At 65.3% G+C, this 17527-nt stretch carries 15 protein-coding genes; 6 read left to right on the plus strand and 9 right to left on the minus strand.

From position 1 onward, the window contains the following. Nucleotides 1-7: 7 nt before the first annotated feature. A complete protein-coding gene (locus C5B91_RS01480; protein ID WP_008091896.1) occupies nt 8-682 on the minus strand; it encodes a type I 3-dehydroquinate dehydratase in 675 nt (224 codons plus the stop codon). A gap of 594 nt (nt 683-1276) precedes the next feature. Further along, nucleotides 1277-1945, minus strand: a complete 669-nt coding sequence (locus C5B91_RS01485; protein WP_049968088.1) for a type I 3-dehydroquinate dehydratase — start codon at nt 1943-1945, stop codon at nt 1277-1279. Between the two features lie 330 nt (nt 1946-2275). Between C5B91_RS01485 and C5B91_RS01490 the strand changes: the two genes are divergently transcribed. Then, nucleotides 2276-3172 carry an NAD(P)-dependent oxidoreductase gene (locus C5B91_RS01490; protein ID WP_008091898.1) on the plus strand — a complete coding sequence of 299 codons (897 nt, stop codon included), beginning with the start codon at nt 2276-2278 and terminating at the stop codon, nt 3170-3172. 60 nt (nt 3173-3232) lie between these two features. Here the strand turns inward: C5B91_RS01490 and C5B91_RS01495 are convergent, their stop codons facing one another. From C5B91_RS01495 to C5B91_RS01505, 3 genes are all read right to left on the minus strand, one after another. Then, entirely contained in the window at nt 3233-4006 is a 774-nt protein-coding gene (locus tag C5B91_RS01495) for an IclR family transcriptional regulator (RefSeq protein WP_004973112.1), read from the minus strand. A 219-nt stretch (nt 4007-4225) separates the two neighbouring features. Further along, nucleotides 4226-4915 carry a 4-carboxy-4-hydroxy-2-oxoadipate aldolase/oxaloacetate decarboxylase gene (locus C5B91_RS01500; protein WP_004973111.1) on the minus strand — a complete coding sequence of 230 codons (690 nt, stop codon included), beginning with the start codon at nt 4913-4915 and terminating at the stop codon, nt 4226-4228. A 192-nt stretch (nt 4916-5107) separates the two neighbouring features. Then, nucleotides 5108-6118 carry a tripartite tricarboxylate transporter substrate binding protein gene (locus tag C5B91_RS01505; protein ID WP_008091899.1) on the minus strand — a complete coding sequence of 337 codons (1011 nt, stop codon included), beginning with the start codon at nt 6116-6118 and terminating at the stop codon, nt 5108-5110. Nucleotides 6119-6340: 222 nt separating this feature from the next. Between C5B91_RS01505 and C5B91_RS01510 the strand changes: the two genes are divergently transcribed. Next, entirely contained in the window at nt 6341-7384 is a 1044-nt protein-coding gene (locus C5B91_RS01510; protein WP_115818999.1) for a zinc-binding dehydrogenase, read from the plus strand. Between the two features lie 222 nt (nt 7385-7606). Here C5B91_RS01510 and C5B91_RS01515 read toward each other — a convergent pair whose 3' ends face one another. Continuing rightward, nucleotides 7607-8254: an MBL fold metallo-hydrolase gene (locus tag C5B91_RS01515; RefSeq protein WP_008091901.1), complete on the minus strand. Its 648-nt coding sequence runs from the start codon at nt 8252-8254 to the stop codon at nt 7607-7609. 293 nt (nt 8255-8547) lie between these two features. On the opposite strand from C5B91_RS01515, the gene C5B91_RS01520 reads away from it, so the two are divergent. The 4 genes from C5B91_RS01520 (at nt 8548) to C5B91_RS01535 (ending at nt 12203) form a co-directional block, all read left to right on the plus strand. Further along, nucleotides 8548-9063 (plus strand): tripartite tricarboxylate transporter TctB family protein, encoded by a 516-nt coding sequence (locus tag C5B91_RS01520; protein ID WP_115819000.1) that lies wholly within the window; start codon nt 8548-8550, stop codon nt 9061-9063. Beyond that, on the plus strand, nt 9063-10544 hold the full coding sequence (locus C5B91_RS01525) for a tripartite tricarboxylate transporter permease (RefSeq protein ID WP_008091907.1): 1482 nt from the start codon (nt 9063-9065) through the stop codon (nt 10542-10544). Before C5B91_RS01520 ends, C5B91_RS01525 begins: the two co-directional genes overlap by 1 nt. 454 nt (nt 10545-10998) lie before the next feature. Then, nucleotides 10999-11430 carry a universal stress protein gene (locus C5B91_RS01530; protein ID WP_049913361.1) on the plus strand — a complete coding sequence of 144 codons (432 nt, stop codon included), beginning with the start codon at nt 10999-11001 and terminating at the stop codon, nt 11428-11430. A gap of 125 nt (nt 11431-11555) precedes the next feature. Then, a complete protein-coding gene (locus C5B91_RS01535; protein WP_049968090.1) occupies nt 11556-12203 on the plus strand; it encodes an MBL fold metallo-hydrolase in 648 nt (215 codons plus the stop codon). A gap of 399 nt (nt 12204-12602) precedes the next feature. On the opposite strand, the gene C5B91_RS01540 is transcribed toward C5B91_RS01535, so the two are convergent. The 3 genes from C5B91_RS01540 to C5B91_RS01550 are packed head-to-tail and all read right to left on the minus strand — an operon-like array spanning nt 12603 to nt 17322. After that, complete coding sequence (locus C5B91_RS01540; protein ID WP_115819001.1) at nt 12603-15293, minus strand: hypothetical protein; 2691 nt, start codon at nt 15291-15293, stop codon at nt 12603-12605. Nucleotides 15294-15339: 46 nt separating this feature from the next. Next, a complete protein-coding gene (locus C5B91_RS01545; RefSeq protein ID WP_115819002.1) occupies nt 15340-16494 on the minus strand; it encodes a hypothetical protein in 1155 nt (384 codons plus the stop codon). Between the two features lie 18 nt (nt 16495-16512). Continuing rightward, nucleotides 16513-17322, minus strand: a complete 810-nt coding sequence (locus tag C5B91_RS01550) for a hypothetical protein (RefSeq protein ID WP_115819003.1) — start codon at nt 17320-17322, stop codon at nt 16513-16515. Between the last annotated feature and the right edge of the window lie 205 nt (nt 17323-17527).

Genomic DNA, 17527 nt, shown 5'->3' on the forward strand with positions numbered 1-17527 from the left:
TCCGGCGTCAGTCCGAGAGCGTCAGTTCCTTCGGCACCGACACTTCGCTCCGGAGCGTGTCGATGACCTGCCCGTCGACGCGCTCGTTTTTCGTGAGTTCGATGAGCGAAGCGAGCTTTTCGAGCGGAATCTGCCCGGGTGCGTAGTCGTTGTCGTCCGCGAGCAGGGGCGCGTATCCGAGCTTCGACCCGTAGAGGTGGCCGATGACCCGCGTGTGGCTCCCGATTTCGCCCATGGAGATGCCGGCCACGTCGATGCCGCGGTTGGTCGCGTCGTTGACGGCCTCGAGGAGGGTGAGCGTGTCACCTTGGTTCTGGGGGAAGACCGCCACCTTCGCGATGTCGCCGAACTCCGCGCACTGTTCGATGATGGCGTCGAGGACCTCGCGGTCGGGCGTCTCGTCGAAGTCGTGGTGCGAGATGATGAGCTGGACGTCGTTCTCGCGGAACTCGTGGGCCAACCACCCTTTGGCGCGAACGGTCTCGAGTTCGATGTCGACGAACTCCACGGCGTCGAATCGAGATGCGGAAAAGAGGTCGTCCAGCCGTCCGGCGTCGCTGGCCTTTCCTCCGAACCAGCGAGCGCGGTTAGTCGCGATTATCGGGAGTTCGCCGTCGTACGCGGCGAGTTGTTCGAGCGGGTCGTCCGCCTTGTCCATCCGGAATTCGATGAGGTCTGCCACCCCTCGTGCGTCGACCTCTCGTGTGAGGTCGTTTGTTGTTGCCGCCAGCGCAGACTCGTCGATTTTCATGTGAACGCCTATCACTCCGCCGCGTATAAATGTTAGCTGTCGGTGCAAGAGTTCTCACCTCCTCGTAGGCGGTGAGAGACGCCGTTTTCGGGGGATTCTCCGGAATGTTCATCCAGAATAATCGGCGTGAGCCGACGCTCTATCGGCGCGGGTTTGAATGCTCCCGAGACATCTTCGGTGTTCGTCGCTCATCGTCGGCCATTCGCTGTTGACCCGAGTCGGGACTGGCGGAGGTGGTCGTCGGTGCTGGGTACAGGTACACCGAGGGCGTGCGTGCGCTCGGGACTGCCCGCTCAGTTGTGCGGAGCCAGATGATAGCTGGACTACGCGCGGTCGAGCGAGCGAGCCATATCAAACCTCTCGAAAAATTTTGAATACATTATTTCTGATACTAATTCGAACCTTCCGGCCCGTCGTCTTCGAAGCGCTCACCCTGCGGTCCCGGATGTCGCGGACTGTTTTCCGGGCAGGCCGGTCGCTTCGGTGCGTGTCCGCGTCCACGTGTTCGACACCGGAAGTACGGCCTCAGCGCGCGGAAGCGACCCAGTCAAGCAGGTTTGACAGTTTTCTGAGGTCGATGTCGTTCGGGCCGCGCTCGTCGCTGACGACGGGCGCGTAGGCGATGGACGCACCGTAAAAAACGCCGATAACGCGAGTGTGTCGACCGATATCCCCCAACGCGTATCCGGTGACTCGCACTCCCCTCTCGGAGGCGGCGTTGAACGACTGCAACAGCGAGAGCGAGTCCGTCCTCTCCTCGGCGAACACGACGAGTTTCACCACGTCCCCGTACGTATTACACTCTGATATAATTCTGTTCAACTCTGATTTCTGAGGTGTCTCGCGGCGGTCGTAGTGAGAGACGACCAGTTCGACGTCGTGTCCGCGCAGTTCGTCCCGAAGCCACTCGCACTCGCGAATCGTCCGCAGTTCCACGTCGACCATCTCGACGGCGTCGACCGCGGCGGCGGCCGCGAGCGTCTCCAGTCGCTCGGACTCACCGGCGGTGCCGCCGGCCCACTCCGGCCGGTTGGAGACGACGAGCGGGAGTGCTCCCTCGTACTCGCCGAGCGCGGCGAGCGGGCGGTCCGCCCCGTCCATCCGGAACTCGACGTAGTCCGCGATGCCCTCCGCGGCCGTCGCTTCGGTCAGCGTGTCGGTCACTCCGGCTAACGCGTATGCGTCCGCACCCATGAGATTTGATACCAAGCACTGGTATAAAAGTAGTTCCCTCGAGAGTGCTCCGCGGCGACTCCTGTCGTTCCCGTGAAACTCCAGTTGCAGTCGCTGACACCGCCGTTTCTACAATGTTGTAACGACGCGAGAGCCGCGAAATCTCGGGAAACGACGCCGTTTGCCCGCGATAGATTACAATCTTATGTCTGTAATTATCATGGTCTTACAGCCCGAATTTGTTTCAACGATGTCGAAAGGAGATGGATCCAATCGTCGCTCGTTCGGCCGGGCTGAACTTACCGACGCCACCAAGATTTAAATCGGGGAGTTCCGTATCCCTCAGTAACGATGGTTACGCAGCAAGTCCTAGTCACGGGTCCGTTCGGTGAGGCGGGCGAAGCGATTCTCAACCACCTCGCGGAACGAGACGAGTACGAGTTCACGTATCTCGACCGGACCGAACATCCGGAGTACGAGACGTTTGTCGCCGACATCGCGGACTACGAGGCGATTCGCCCGGCGTTCGACGGGCAAGACGCCGTCATCCACCTCGCCGCGCAGTCCGACGCGGGCGCGTCCTTCGAGGACATCATCGAGCCGAACATCACGGGAACGTACAACGTCCTCACGGCGATGGAGGACGCCGGCGTCGAGAAGCTCATCTACGCCTCCTCCCAGCGCGTGATGGGCCTGTACGAAGAGGACCTCGCGCCCGACCTCTACGAGGAAGACTACCCCAGCAGGTACGACCCCTTCCGGCTCACCCACGAGACGCTCCCGAAGCCGGACGGCTACTACGGGGCCTCGAAGGTGTTCGGCGAGCACATCTGCCGGACGCACGCCCGCCGCGACGGCGCGCCGAGCCAGGTCTACTCGATTCGCATCTCGAGCGTCCGGACCGAGCGGTACGACCATCCCTACGGTGACGCGGAGCGCGGCGTCGACCGCGGCGACGAGCACAAAGTCGAGGAGGGCGAGGTGTGGGACCAGTCCCAGACCGGTTCGTGGGAGCGCGGCAGCCCCGAGTACGAGGAGATGGTCAAGCGGCTCAAAGCGACGTGGACCTCCCAGCGGGACTTCGCGCACCTGCTCGAATGCTGTCTCGAAGACGAGTCGGTCACCTACGACACGTTCTACGCGGTGAGCGGCAACAAGGCCCGCTGGTTCGATATCGACCACGCGAAGGCGGTCCTCGACTACGAACCGGCCGACGACGGCTCCGAGTGGGACAGCCCGCCCGAGTGAGCCGACGAGAGACCGACTCCGAGAGCGACGGCCACGGCCGACGGCGGTGAGGCCGCCCGCTCAGTACTGCTTTATTTTCAGCTCGATGATGTTCTTCTTGTTCAGAAGCGACGGGGCGAGTTCCTCCTCGATGCGCTCGGGCTCCATGCGGCTCATCGGACCGCTGATGCTTATCGCGCCGACGGCGTCGTCCGGTTCGGAGACGATGGCGGTTCCGACGGCGCAGACGCCGGGGTAGTGTTCGCCGCGGTTGATGGAGTAACCTCGGTCGCGAATCGCCGCGAGTTCCTCGTGGAGCGCCCCGCGGTCGGTGATGGTGTCGTCGGTCAGGGCGGGGAGACCGCGGCGGTCGACGATTCGGTCGACCTCGTCCCGCGAGCGCTCCGCGAGCATCGCCTTCCCCGTCGCCGTCGAGTGGAGGTAGAGGTGGTCGCCGAGCGGCGCGTCGTCGTCGATGGACTCCGGGCTCTGGGCCTTGTAGAGCTGAACGGCGAACCCGTTTTGCTCGACCGTCACGTTGGTGTGCTCGCCGGTCTGTTCTTTCAGCTCGTCGAGTTCCGGCTTGGCGACCCGGTACAGCGCCATCCCGTCGCGCATCGCCCCGCCCATCTCGAGAAAGCGGAGGCTACAGCGGTACTCGCTTCCGACCTTGACGACGTAGTCGGTGTCCACGAGCGTCGCCAGGTGGATGTGCGCCGTGCTGACCGGCATCTCCATGTCCTCGGCGGTCTCCGACAGCGTCGCGCCGTCGACTTCGCGGAGGTACCGAATGATGTCGAACGCCTGTTCGACGCTCTGTATCCGCCGCGAGCCCGACCCGGTGGAGTTCGTCATGATTCGACAATTGGCCACCGCGTCCCTAATAGCACCGATTCGTTTCAACGATGTTGGATTTCGAGGGGCGAACGCTTCGGCCACCGGCGTCACGGGTCGAGGCGTCGCTCGCTACGCGTCGGGTGCTCGCAAAAAACGCGGGTCGCCGGGTGGCATGCCAGTCGAGATGCGGACGTCGCGGGTCAGTCGCGGTCGCTGTCCGCCGCGTCTTCGGTGACGTTACTGAATCGAGTCTTCGGGACCGACGATGGTCAGGTTCTCGAACAGTTCGTCGTAGCCGTTGAGTTCGTAGAGGTACTCGCCGTCCAGTACTTCCTCGCGGACGGAGTCCTCGGCGCTGAGCTTCTCGTGGGCGCGTTCGAGGACTTCTTCGGCCCCCTCGCGGGGGATGACCGCCAGTCCGTCGTCGTCGCCGATGACGATGTCGCCGGGGTCGACGCTCACGCCGCCGACGGAGACGGTGACGTTGATGGAGCCGGGGTCCTGCTTGAGCGGTCCCTGCGGGTTGACGCCGCGGCCGTACACCGGGAACTCCATCTCGGCGATTTCCCGGCTGTCGCGGTACGCGCCGTCGATGACCAGCCCGGCGAGGCCGTTCGCCTGACAGGAGGTACACATCAGTTCGCCGACGTGGCCGGTGTCGGTGTAGCCGTCGCAGTCGATAATCAGCACGTCGCCGGGCTCGGTCAGCGTGATCGCCTTGTGGATGATGAGATTGTCGCCCGGGGCGGCCTTCACCGTGACCGCGGTGCCCGCCATCTCGACGCCCTCGTAGGCGGGCCGGAGGCCGGCGTCCATGGTCAGTCCGATGTTGCCGGTCACGTCGGAGACGATGGTGCTCGGAATCTCTTCGAACGCCTCGACGAGTTCGCGGTCCGGTCGCTCTACGTCGGGCTCTATCGTGTGCATACCGGACCTGATGCGGACGATTCACGTTAAACTATCGGTCGGTCGAACGTGCGGTTCGCGCCGCGTGCCGCGGGTCCGGTCCGGTCGGAACGGCCGTCGCTCGCGGTGACGCGGGTCCGAAAGGGAGAAGGGCGCAGGTACGTGTCGCGTAGGGAGTCAGTCGGTCGCGGGGCTCGGAATTCGACTGCGGCGTTACTGCTTTTCGATGCCGAGTTCGTCGACGAGGTTGCCGTAGAACTCGTACTGCTGGTCGAGGAAGTCCTGAAGCTCGTCGGGACCGCGTTCGACGCGGATGAAGTCGTTGTTCTCCATGAACTCCACGAACGAGTCGTCCTCGTAGACGGCGCTGTACACGTCGGCGAGCTCCTGCTTCAGCTCGTCGTCGATGCCGGCGGGCGCGAAGTGCGCGAGCCACGAGCCGATGGAGATGTCGAGGCCCTGGTTGGCGAGCGTCGGCGTGTTCGGGAGCGCGTCGACCTGCTGGTCGAACGCCACGCCGAGGGCGGTCAGCCCGCCGTCTTGGACCTGCGGGGCGACTTCCGCCGCGCCGACCGCGGTACAGTCCACCTCGCCGTTCACGACGGCCGTCATGGCCGGTGCGGCACCCTCGTAGGAGATGTGTTCGACGTTGACGCCGGCCTCGCTGGCGATACCCGCCGCGGCCATGTGCCACGACGAGCCGAAGCCGGAGTTCGCCATCTGCAGGGTGTTGTCCTTCCCGTAGTTGATCCACTCGTCGAGCGTGGAGAACTCGGCGTCCTCGCTGACGACGAGCGCCGCGGGGAACTCGGTGTACTGCATGATGGGCGTGATGTCTTCGGGGCTGAGGTCGGCGATACCGAGGTGCTCGAACAGCGCGATTTCGGGGGCCGTACAGCCGATAGTGTGCCCGTCGGGCTCGGCGTTGGCCGCCGCGTTCATCCCGACCGAGCCGGAGCCGCCGGTCTGGTTGCTGACGTTCCACGAGACCTCGGTGTGGTTCTCGGCCGCGTCGGCGACCGCGCGGCTGGTCCGGTCGGCCCCGCCTCCGGCCGACCACGGGGAGATGACTTCGACCGGCCGAGAGGGCCACTCCTGCTGTCCGGAGAGACTGCCGAGACAACCGGCAGATAGCGCCACGCCGCCGACGCCGGCTGCCTTGATGAAGTTCCGTCTGTTCAGCGCGCTGCGTCCACTCCGATTGCTAATGGTATCGTCTCCCATTGTACCCGAATGTTTGAACAATCCATACAATAAGCATTGCGGTCCCTCTGAATATGACGCGGAGCCAGCGGAGTCGGCGCAGTGCTTCGCTTCTGTGCGCCCGCGAGCGCCGAGGCGAGCGGGCGCGTGGCGGGACGCTCGCGTACGTCTGGGCCGGCTTCCGCCCGCAAGCTTCTCCCCCAAGAGCGTAGATTTATACCCCGGCGGTATTCAAGGAGATGTATGCGCGGGTTAGCCAAAACGAGCCGAGAGCCCGGAGCTATGGAACTCGTCGACGTCGAGACACCCGAACCGGCGTCGGACGAGGTCCTCATCGAAATCGACTACGCCGGGCTCTGCGGGAGCGACGCGGGAATCTACAAGTTCAAGTCCGCCTTCGAGCGGATGACCATGCCGACCATCATCGGTCACGAGTACACCGGTCGCGTGGTCGAGCGCGGCGACGACGCAACCCGGTTTTCCGTCGGTGAGCGCGTGGTCGAACGGCCGATTCGGGGCTGCGGCGAGTGTTTCCAGTGCCAAATCGGCGAGGAGAGCATCTGTCAGGACGCGGAACTGACCGGTATCGACCACGACGGCGCGTACGCCGAGTACATCGCCGTTCCCGAGTCGGCGCTCCAGTCGGTACCCTCGAACGTCGGCCCGAAGCACGCGGCGCTCGTCGAGCCGACGGCGATTTGCACGCGCGCGGTCCTTCGGAACTCCCGCGTCGAGGCGGGCGACCGAGTGCTCGTCGCCGGCCCCGGTCCCATCGGGTTGCTCTGCGCGCAGGTGGCCGCCTCGCAGGGCGCGGAGGTCGTCGTCGCGGGCGTCGGTCGAGACACGAACTACCGACTGCCGCTCGCGGAGGAACTCGGCTACCCCGCGGTCAACATCGAGAAAGACGACCTGACCGCCACCCAGCGTGACCTGACCGGCGGCGTCGGCTTCGACGTGGTGTTCGACACGACGGGCCACCCGTCGGGACTGCCGATGGCGGTCGAGCAGGTCCGCAAGGGCGGTCAAATCGTCCTCGTCGGCCAGACCGGCGAGACCACGATGGAGTTCACGTCGCTCGTCCGCGCCGAGGTCGACCTCCAGTGTACCTACGGCGCGACCTACGAGGACTTCGAGCGGGCGTTCCGGCTCATCGGCTCGGGCGACGTGGACCACGCCACGTTCCTCGACGACCGGTTCCGACTCACCGAATCCGAAGACGCCTTCGAGGCGTTCCTGGCCGGCGAGACCTGCAAGCCGGTGTTCGACGTTTCGGTCCTTCGAGACTGACCGACCAGTTCCGTCTCGTTCGTATCCGACTCTCCTCAGCGATTCATCTCTCAACCGCGGTTTTTCTCAGACGCAGGTCGCTCACTACTCCGTTCGTTCGTGTCTCGATCGGACGCCGTTTACGGCGCGGCCGCTCGGGGTCGACGGTCGGAAAAGCATGCCGCGGAGTCGGCTATCGAGGACTGTGACGCCGTCAACGCCGCTCGGTTCGGCGGGTCGGGGTCACTCCGGACGTGGGTCCCACTCGCGCTCGACGAGGAAGTCGTCGAGTTTGCCCCTCGGGTCCTCGAAGACGTGCGAGCCGTGGAAGACGAGCAGCGTCTCGAAGTCGTACTGGAGCAAGTCGTAGAGGTTGATTTCGGCGGCCTCGTGGTCGTCGTTGAACAGCGCCGGCGGCGGGAGGAGGTAGCCCGCCGGGAGCCCCGCACGGTCGGCCCCGTCGAGGGCGTCCCCGGAGATGAGGATGCCGCGGTCTTCGAGCAGGAGCGCCGAGGTCGCCTTCGTGTGGCCCGGCACCTCGATGACGCGGACGTTTCCGTCGAGCACGTCGCCGTCGGTGAACGCCACGTCCGGCTCGTAGTCGATGGCCTCGTGGAGCTTCGACTCGTTGGCCGACGCGAGGAGTTCGGGGTCGAACGCCTCCATCACCGACGGGAGACCGCCGTGGTGGCCGTGGTCGCCGTGGGTGATGATGACGCGGTCGACGCCGCCGTACTCCCGTTCCAGATGCTCGACGAGTTCGTCGCCGTCCTCGTCGAAGCCGGTGTCCACGAGCGTCGTCTTCCCCGTCGGCGTGTCCTTCAACACGAGCACCCGGACGTGTTCGAACTGAATCTGGTCGATACCCTCGGTGACGTTGCTAACACTCATTCCGGTGGAACGGTAGTTCGCAACGCTGGTTAATTCTATCGGTGGCCGCGAAACGCGGCGTTGTCGCCCGTAGACATGTCGAACCGGTGAACGTACCGGCCGGCCGTCGCAACCTCTCTCGTTGTGCAGTCGCCCACTCTCGACGGCCAGCCCGAGGCTCGACTGGACAATCGACTCGGCCGCCTGCGGCGTTCGTGTCGAAATCGTGACTTTCAGCCCCGAACGGGCTCGTAAAGACCAATATGTTTATTACGAACGATTGCTTGGTATCATACCACGAGGCAGAAAAAATAATGGTGATTCAGAAAGTCGGGGCCGTCCTTGATAGAATCGGCTTGGAGAGTGTTCGTTCAAGTCCGCTGTCAGTCCTGTTTATCCTGTTTTCGGTCGTCGTCATTTTCTTTGCGAGCCAGTTCCCGTCGGGCGACGGCGTCGGGCCGTCGTTCTTCCCGATTGCAGTGTCGGTCGGCATCATCTTCTTCGCCACTATCGACGTGCTGACGGGCTCCGACACGGAACTCGAAATGTCGGAGTTCGATTTCGGACCCGCCGCCGTCGTCGCGGCCTTCCTCGTCGGGTACGTCCTGTTGATGCCGCTTTTAGGGTTCCTCGTGTCGACCATGCTGTTCATGCCGGTCGTCCTCTACTACTCGGACATCCGCTCGAAGCTCCTCGTCGTGGCGCTGTCGATCGGATTCCCGGTCGCGCTATTCTACATCTTCGGCCGGATTTTCCTCGTGCGCCTGCCTGAGGGCATCATCCCGGTGTCGCGGCTGCTGCCGCAGCTCCCGCTGGTGGTGACGTTCTGATGGTGCTTGAGTACATCTCGCAGGCGCTCGTCAACCTCGCCGACCCGTTCGTCCTCCTGCTGATGGTCGGGGGTATCTTCCTCGGCATCCTCATGGGGTCGATTCCGGGGATGACCGCGACGATGACCATCGCGGTCCTGCTGTCGTTTACCTTCACGATGGAGCCGAGTCAGGGAATGATTCTCCTGTTGGGCATCTACGGCGGCGCGGTCTACGCGGGGTCGATTCCGGCGATTCTCATCCGCACGCCGGGCACCCCGTCGGCGGCGGCGACCATCTTCGACGGCCACCCGCTCTCCCAGAAGGGCGAGGCGGGCCGCGCGATTCGCGTGAGCACCATCGCGTCGTTCGTCGGCGGCGTCATCAGCGTCTTCGCGCTGATGTTCTTCTCGCCGGTCATCGCCGACGCCGCCCTCCGGTTCCGGTCGCCGGAGTTCTTCGCGCTCGCCTTCTTCGGATTGACAATCATCGCCAGCGTGAGCGGCGACTCGCTCACGAAGGGGATGGTCTCGGGCCTGCTCGGGATGCTCGTCGCGACGGTCGGTATCGACCCCGTGACCGGCTTCCACCGCTTTACCTTCGACATCCCCGAACTGCTCACGGGCGTCGAGTTCATCGCCGTCATGATCGGTCTCTTCGGCATCGCCGAGGGACTCCGCAAGTACTCGCAGGGCATCAACAGCGGGAACGACCGCGTCGACCAGGAGATTTCCGGCGTGTTCCCCTCGCTTTCTGACCTGCGGTCCATCGCACCGGTCAGCGTCGGTTCGGGCGTTCTCGGGTCGTTCATCGGCGCGATTCCCGGCGCTGGCGGCGACATCGCCGCGTTCATCACGTACAACGAGGCCACCCGCTGGCTCAAAGACAGTATCCCGTCGTTCGGCGAGGGGAACGTCCGCGGCGTCGCGGCCGCCGAGTCCGGGAACAACGCGAGCACCGGCGGCGCGCTGATTCCGACGCTGACGCTCGGTATCCCGGGTGACTCCGTCTCCGCCATCCTCATCGGCGCGCTGTTGGTCCACGACGTGAACCCCGGGCCGGGCCTGTACCAAGAAGAGCCGGTGTTGCTGTACACCATCTTCGTCGGGTTCCTCCTCATCTACGTGTTCATCCTCATCTTCGGCCTGCTCGGCGCGAACTACTGGGCGCGCCTCATCAACATCCCGAAGTCCCATATCTGGCCCGTCATCCTCGTGCTGTGTGTCATCGGAGCCATCGCCCTCCGCGGCAACGTCTTCGACGCGTGGATTATGCTCGGCGCGGGCGTGTTAGGGTACGCGATGCGGCTCCGGGGGTACCCGCTGGCACCCATGGTGCTCGGGCTCATCCTCGCCCCCATCGCGGAGGAGAACCTCCGTCGGTCGCTCGTCCTCTCGGGCGGCTCGCCGAGCATCTTCCTCACGAGCCCCATCGCCCTCGTCATCATCCTGCTCGGCCTGGGCGCGATCGCGCTGCCCGCCGTGCGCTCGATTCGCGCGTAGCACCGCGTTCAGACCTCGTCCGCTTTTATTTTCTCACGGCACGCGCGTTCCGTCGAGCGCCATCTCGCGTCGCCGACTGTCCACGAACCGCGCTGCGCTCCCGTCGCCTCGCTGAGCCCCTGCCGCGGCTGGCAGCGTTTCGGCCCGCTCGCTTCCGCATTTCTCTGTCGTACCTTCGTCGAGAGCGGAGCGTACCGCTCGGCCCGCCCTCAGTTTTGAGGATGTTGAAATACAGGGGTATTTTTCTCCCGTCCGGCATCGAAATTACAGCAGTACAACTGTAACGAAACTCGTCGATTCCGACCCGTATTACGACATCGTTGAAATCAGATACTGCTCGCCGGACGAACCCGTGCGCGGAGGACGACCGTCGGGACCGCGAGCCGCGTCGACGCGGTTGCTCCGAACGAGATTCGGCGAAACGATATTATATCTCTCCGTGGTACACGCTGATATGGTCGTTGTTGCAGCAGTTGACCGGTCAGGTCGCTCATCACACGTTGTCGCGGAAGCCGCATCGCTGGCGGCGGCGTTCGACGAACCGGTCCACGTCGTCCACGCGTTGACCCGCTCGGAGTTCGTCGACCTCGGGCTGACGAGCGCGCAGGCCGAGAAGCCGAAGGACATGGCGGAGATTCGGTCCGCCGCCGCCGAGATGGCCGAAGACGCCGTGTCGGGACTGTCCGTCCCGTACGAGACGGTGGGACTCGTCGGCGACCCGGCCGACGAGGTCACCGAGTACGCCGACGAACAGGACGCGAGCTACATCGTGGTGAGCCCGCGACGCCGCTCGCGTACGGGAAAGATGCTGTTCGGAAGCGTCGCTCAGTCGATTCTCCTGAACGCGTCGTGCCCGGTCGTCTCGACGCTCGCCGCGGAGGAATAGTCGTTTTCCGGGACGTCCGCTCCGCGGGCCGCCGACGCTCGGGGCCGTTTCACGTACACCCGTTACACGCCCCTGAGAACGCGCGTCCCTTTTTTTATCGCAATCCCCCGTAGCCTCGACCGTACATGACGGTAACAGCAGTCGCAGACGGAGTGTACACGGTACAGTTCGACCACGTCCGCGTGTTCGTCCTCGAAGACCGACCGTCCGGAACGACCACGCTGGTCGACGCCGCGTTTCCGGACGACGGCGACGAGTTGGTGTCCGTGTTGGACTCGACGTTCGGCGGCGTCGACCGCGTCATCATCACCCACGGCGACGAGGGACACTTCGGCGGGACGCCCGCCGTGGTAGACGCGTTCGACCCCGAACTCCTCGTCCCCGGCGGCGCGAAGGGTTTTTACGACGCGCTCGACGTCGAGGCCGACCGGCACTTCCGCCACGACGACGTGCTCGACGGCGGGATTCGAATCGTACAGGTCCCGGGACACACGGTCGCGAACAGCGGTCTGCTCTTGGAAGACGAGGGCGTCTTCATCGCCGGTGACGTCTTGGAGGGGTCGGACCGTCGCGGGCTCCCACCGGGGTTCCTCGTCCCGCCCGCGGCGCAGTTCAACGACCTGAGCCACGAGGAAGCCGAGCGAAACCTCGTCAAACTGTTCGACTACGACGTCGAACGGGTCCTCGTGAGTCACGGCACGCACGTCGACGAGGACCCGCTCGGAAAGCTCGACGCCTGGCTCATCGACCGCGAGTGGACGCTGTCGTACTGAGTTGGTTGAATCGACCAGTGGCGTCGTTCGGCGCACGTGCGAACACACAGTTCCAAATCCGTTCGGGTCCCATTTTAACAGAATTAGATTATGTACTGAAAATAGATAGTTCTGAGTCACCAAGACAGCGTTTTCTGAATTTTCACCTGTTGGTGCGCACCCTACTATCGAGTTAGACCGTTCAATACATCGCTTTACGCCGATTTTCTCTTTCTCTGACGTTGAATACGAATATTTCGGTTACTAAGCATCCGATGTGGCGTATTCTTCATCTTTAGGTGTTCTTAATGTGATTTCGGTGACTCCACGGATATTCGACTTCAGTGCTGAGAAATACTCAAAATAATATATTTATTTAAAAGTGTCAAAATAGATATTTCCTCGACACCTTCTGCGCGACTACTGACCCATGTTCTGATGGAGTCGAATCCGCTTCGGCTCGTTTCGCCCCGAGAAGGCGCGGATTCGCACGAGGTGGTCGTTGGACTGGCGGCGGACCTCGCGGCCGTCGTCCGTGATGGTCCACTCGTCCGGCCCCTCGCCTTCGGTCACGCCGACGATGAACGAGGTGTTTCGGGTGTTCCGCCAGACTTTCCGGACGAACCGCTTGTCCGCGCCGCTCTGGAGCGGTTGCCCGCTCACCGGATGGGAGTGCGCGCCGCCGGCCAGGCGGTGGTCGATGTCCTTGTGGAGGCTGGCCAGTCGCCGGAGGTGCGAGAAGAACTCCGAGGTAAACGAGATGGAGTCCGTGCGGCTCCGGAGGAAGTCCGGGTGGTCGATGGCGTGGTGGTGGCGAATCAGGCCGCGCTCGTCGGCGTACACCGTCGAGTAGACTTCACGCCCCGGCGTCGCGGTGGCCTGAAACGTCAGTTCGTTCAGCACGTGCTCCGTCACGTCGACGACCGAGGGGTCGCTCGACGCGGGCGCGTCGCCGAACGGGACGATTCCCGCGCCGGCGTCGATATCGTCCGCGGGCGTCTCCGGCGTCGACGACGGCGACGCTGACGACCCCTCGGGCCGGGTCGGCGTCGGTTCCGGCGAAGGCGATTTCGAGCCACCGCTGCTCGGCGGACTGCCCGCGCCGTCGTCCGGGGTCGTCCCCGCCGGGACCGGAAACTCTGCCGGGAGCGTCGTCTCGGGCTCCGGTGCCGTCTGGGACTCCCCGCCACCGGACGGACCCCGACCACTCGGTGCCCCGTCCGACGAGGAACGATTCGCTCCGCTCTCTGGGGCGGCCGGCCGGCTCTCGGGCGTCGCTTCCGCGGAGTCCGACGCGGGAGCCGAGTCGTCCGACCCGGAAGTCGGCTGAGCCGACTCGTTCGGAGGCCCCGAGGGCGTACTCGCGGGCGCGTTCGCATCGTCCGACGCCGCGCTTTCGCTCGATGGCGCGTCGTCTCCCGCGTCGAGAGCGCCGCCAGCGCCGCCCGCACCGTCGCCGCTGCCGTCGGCTTCGGCTCCACGAGTGTCTCGCTCACCCTCTGCGTCGGATTGGTCGTCGTCGGAATCGGCACCCGAACTACCAGCGTCCGGACTCGAGTCGTCTTTTTCCGGGGTCGGATCGGACCCACGATTCGTCCGGTTCGGTCCGTCTTGGTCGGGCTTCGCCCCGGTCGTCGAGTCATCTGGTTCCGCACCAGTCTGCGGTGCCTCTTCCTCGGGCGCATCCCCTCCAGTTTGCGGCGGCGACTGCGACGAACGGGGCAGGGTGGACCCGCCCGACGCGCGGCCGCCGTCTGGTGTGGTCTGTGGGGTCGTCCCGTCGCGGGGCATCGCCTTCTCGTCTGTATCGGGCGACTGCGGAGGGTCCTCACCCGACGACTCGGGCGAAGAGTCGGTACTCGGCGGCCCGTCGGAATCGGGCGGCGAGGTGGGCGTCGACTCGTCAGCGGGGGCCGAACTTCTCGTCGGTGTCGACCCGCCGCTTCCGGTCGGCCGCCCGTCGGCGCCGGACGACGACGAGTCACCGGACGGCGCGTGCCCCGGCGAGTCGTCGCCCGACGCGGTCACGTGGTCGGGGAGGTCGACCGCCGACGCGAACACGAACCCCGCGACGTGAATCGCGGGGCGGTCCCACTCGACGACCTCGATGACCGGCGCGTAGTCGGACAGCACCGACCGGACGGGCCCGGTCCACTCGGACGGTGCCGACGCGGCGATGAAGTCCGGTTCGGTCCGGGCCATCGGGTGCCGAGGCTCGCCCTTGTGTCCGCGGAGTGCCTTCAGCGTCCCCTGACTCTCGCGTTCGGTTCCAGGCCGCTCGGTCGCCGGGAGCGTCACGGTGCGGACGGAACCGACGCCGGCAACCCCGTCGGTTCGAATCAGCGCTGGGAGGTATCTGAGCACGTCCGAGAGGACGGCCTCGTGGTCCGGGGTGACTACGAGCAGTAGCTCGTACGTCCGGCCGAGGCGCTCGACGGTCGTCTCGTTGTTGGCGGTCCCGACGAGAACGGGACTCACGTCCCGACAGTGAACGCCGAGTTCCTGCGGGATGCCTTCGAGCGTCGACGCCAGCGGGCGCTTGATGGGCGAGACGACGCCGAACGCGTCCGGGAGCGGCCGCGAGTCCGCCGCGCGCATGAGGTGGTCGACGATGACGGACACGGCTCGCTCGTCGGAGAGGCGGCTGACCGAAATCGACGGCGGGTCGCTCGCGCCACGAGCGTCGTCCGCGTCCGAGAGGCCCGAGCCGTCCGGGTTCATCTCGGCGTTCGCGTCGTCCGCGTCGTCCGCCCCATCGAGCGAAGGCGCGCCCTCGGGCTGGCGGTCCGGTGGTTCGTCTCGGGTCGCCCTGAACGGGACCACCCTCCGAACGGCCCGTCGGAGCGCCCGCAGGCGCGGGCGGAATCCGGGCATCAGCCCCGAGAGACCGAGGTTCGGAGCGATGGCCGCCTCGACCGATTCCGGAGCGACGACCGCGACCACGCCCAGTCCGAGGAGCACGGCGGCCGTCACGCCGAGTGCGACCCAAAGGAGGCGGCGGCGTCGGCTGGAGCTGGAGTCGCTGTCGCTCGGTTCGTCGGCTCGCTCGTGGTCGTCGTCGGTCGGCTCGATGACTGCGCTCAGTTCTACGAGTTGGATATCGTCTGTCATGGTCGGTGAAAACGCGCGTTCGTGGGTCGTCTGCGGGCGGTGCGGCTTACTGCTCCGGGAGCGCCGGCTCGATGTGGTCGGCGAAGAAGCGCTCCCAGCGGTCGACGGGGTCGCTCACGCCGAACTTCGCCGTGTGTGCCTCCCACACCTGCCGGAGCGGCGACGACTCGTCGTGGACCTCCGCGTCGACGTACGCCGCGCCGCCTCGGCGGACGTGGGTGTGAATCCACGCCGCGTCGAGCGGCCAGAAGCCGACGACGTGGGCGTTTGCCACGTCCGCGTGAATCGTCCGGAGGTTGTGGTGCTGGCCGAGGGTGACGCCGTGGGGGAGGACGACCATCAGGTCCGGTTCGGCCAACGTCGGGACCGTCGCGTCGGGTTCGATGTCTCCGTTTTCGATCGCCCACGGGGCCCACTGCTCGGCCGACAGCCACGGCGTGAGGCTGTTGGCCGCCCGCTGAATCGCGGGGTTGAGGTCCATCTCGGCGCGGCCGCCGATGGGGACCGTCGTCATCGCGGCGCTCCAGTAGCCGAACGACCGGTTCGCCACGTCGGTGTGGGTCGTCGCCGCGAGGAACTTCGCCAGCTCCGGTGCCACCTCGTCCATTCCGATCTCCTGCGCCCGGTGGTCGATGAGTATCGCCGGCGCGTCCATGACCGCGACGCCGAGGCCGGCCAACAGCGCGTTCTGCGGGTTCTTGTACAGCCCGTCCGCGGTCTTGTGCGAGGGGACGACCACGTCGACCGTCTCCTCGAAGACGAGGCCGACGTCGACGAACTTGTAGGCCGGAAAGCCGGTCCCGAGCGACGACGGGACCAGCGCGTGGTCCGCGTCGTACGACAGCCTGAGCAGTTCGCGCTCGACTTCCGGGGCGAGCATCGGCGTGACGTCCTCGATTCGAAGCGGGTTGCGCCCGAGTCGGACGTCCTGGACGAACCGCGTCGGAATCGACGTTCCGAGCATCTCCTCGGCGCGGGAAATCCACTCGCGCCGCACCACGTCCGCGAGCGTGTTCGGCGGGAAGAACACGCCCACGCTGTGCTCGTCGTGGTCGTCGACGTCGGCACTCGGTCGGTCTGCCGCCGCGTTCGCCTCGACCGCGCCGCCGCCCGCGCCGTCGGTGATGACCGCGTCGTCGGCGTTCGAATCGTCGGTGCCGCTCCGCGAAACCGCGTTGCGTACGTAGTTGAGTGGGTTCATGTGTGTCTCCGTGAGTGGTTATCTGAGTCCGGACCCCTCGACCTCGCGTTCGCCTTTTTTGCGTTTCGTCTCCGTTTCGGACTGTCCGCGACGGCCGAGGGCGAAGCCGATGACGCTCGTCACCGCGCCGAGGACGACGACTACCCCGCCAGCGACCCACGTCGGCGACAGCAGGTTCGCCAGTCGGACCACGTTCATCGAGGGAAGCGACGACTCGGCGTCGCTGTTCAGCTGCCGCGCCGCTCGGTAGCGCTTCCGGTGGTCCGAGAGCGTCTCCGGGTTCTGGGCGCGCAGCTCGGCGGCGCGCTCGGTGAACTCGGCGGTATCGGCCGTCGCGTAGCCCTTCGCCTCGCGTTTTTCGATGAAGCCGACCGTCGCGTTGAGGTTCCGCGCGGTTCCCTCGGCGTAGGCGCGGGCGAGGGCCGCGGTCGCCTGCTTCTCCGCGACCGACCAGTGTTCGGCCGCGGTGTCGTAGTTCGCTCGCGTGTAGCTCAGGTTCCCCGTCTCGATGCGGTTCTGGACCGTCTGGAGCGTGCTCGCCTCGACCGAGACCATCGGTCGGTCGTCGAGGCGGCGGAGTTCCGCGAGTCTGTCTTTCGCCGCTTCACGGGCGTCGAGCGCCTCGTCCGCGCTCACCGAAGCGGTCGGTGGTCCGGACAGCGCCGCCGGCCCCGCGTCGGCCGTGACGACTGGGACGGCGACCGCGAACAGCGAAAGCACGACGAACGCCGCGAGGGTGGCGCGGACGACCACCGTCGTCACGGATGGCCGCCGCTCCGTCTCTTCGGACGCCCGGTGGGTACACCCGTGTCCGAGCCGCGAGTTCATGTCTGAAGTCAGAGTATTTGAATCCGATTCCGTCGATTTGCTGGACTGGGTTGAATCGTTGGTCATCGTGATCTGTTGTGTATCGGGTTTGTGAGTGTTCTCGTGACGTTCTCGTTTTCGTCTTCGCGTCACACAAACAGATTGTATGACTGTAAACAAATATCTTGCGTGTGACATAACTCGCTGCCTTTTGTACTCTCGTATA

Source organism: Haloferax sp. Atlit-10N (assembly GCF_003586325.1).
Taxonomy (GTDB): Archaea; Halobacteriota; Halobacteria; order Halobacteriales; family Haloferacaceae; genus Haloferax; species Haloferax prahovense.

Bases quoted from the DNA above. Each gene is read 5' to 3' on its own strand.
- C5B91_RS01485 (WP_049968088.1), bottom strand. From the start codon at position 1,945: ATGGGTGCGGACGCATACGCGTTAGCCGGAGTGACCGACACGCTGACC.
- C5B91_RS01490 (WP_008091898.1), top strand. From the start codon at position 2,276: ATGGTTACGCAGCAAGTCCTAGTCACGGGTCCGTTCGGTGAGGCGGGC.
- C5B91_RS01495 (WP_004973112.1), bottom strand. From the start codon at position 4,006: ATGACGAACTCCACCGGGTCGGGCTCGCGGCGGATACAGAGCGTCGAA.
- C5B91_RS01500 (WP_004973111.1), bottom strand. From the start codon at position 4,915: ATGCACACGATAGAGCCCGACGTAGAGCGACCGGACCGCGAACTCGTC.
- C5B91_RS01505 (WP_008091899.1), bottom strand. From the start codon at position 6,118: ATGGGAGACGATACCATTAGCAATCGGAGTGGACGCAGCGCGCTGAAC.
- C5B91_RS01510 (WP_115818999.1), top strand. From the start codon at position 6,341: ATGCGCGGGTTAGCCAAAACGAGCCGAGAGCCCGGAGCTATGGAACTC.
- C5B91_RS01515 (WP_008091901.1), bottom strand. From the start codon at position 8,254: ATGAGTGTTAGCAACGTCACCGAGGGTATCGACCAGATTCAGTTCGAA.
- C5B91_RS01520 (WP_115819000.1), top strand. From the start codon at position 8,548: ATGGTGATTCAGAAAGTCGGGGCCGTCCTTGATAGAATCGGCTTGGAG.
- C5B91_RS01525 (WP_008091907.1), top strand. From the start codon at position 9,063: ATGGTGCTTGAGTACATCTCGCAGGCGCTCGTCAACCTCGCCGACCCG.
- C5B91_RS01530 (WP_049913361.1), top strand. From the start codon at position 10,999: ATGGTCGTTGTTGCAGCAGTTGACCGGTCAGGTCGCTCATCACACGTT.
- C5B91_RS01535 (WP_049968090.1), top strand. From the start codon at position 11,556: ATGACGGTAACAGCAGTCGCAGACGGAGTGTACACGGTACAGTTCGAC.
- C5B91_RS01540 (WP_115819001.1), bottom strand. From the start codon at position 15,293: ATGACAGACGATATCCAACTCGTAGAACTGAGCGCAGTCATCGAGCCG.
- C5B91_RS01545 (WP_115819002.1), bottom strand. From the start codon at position 16,494: ATGAACCCACTCAACTACGTACGCAACGCGGTTTCGCGGAGCGGCACC.
- C5B91_RS01550 (WP_115819003.1), bottom strand. From the start codon at position 17,322: ATGAACTCGCGGCTCGGACACGGGTGTACCCACCGGGCGTCCGAAGAG.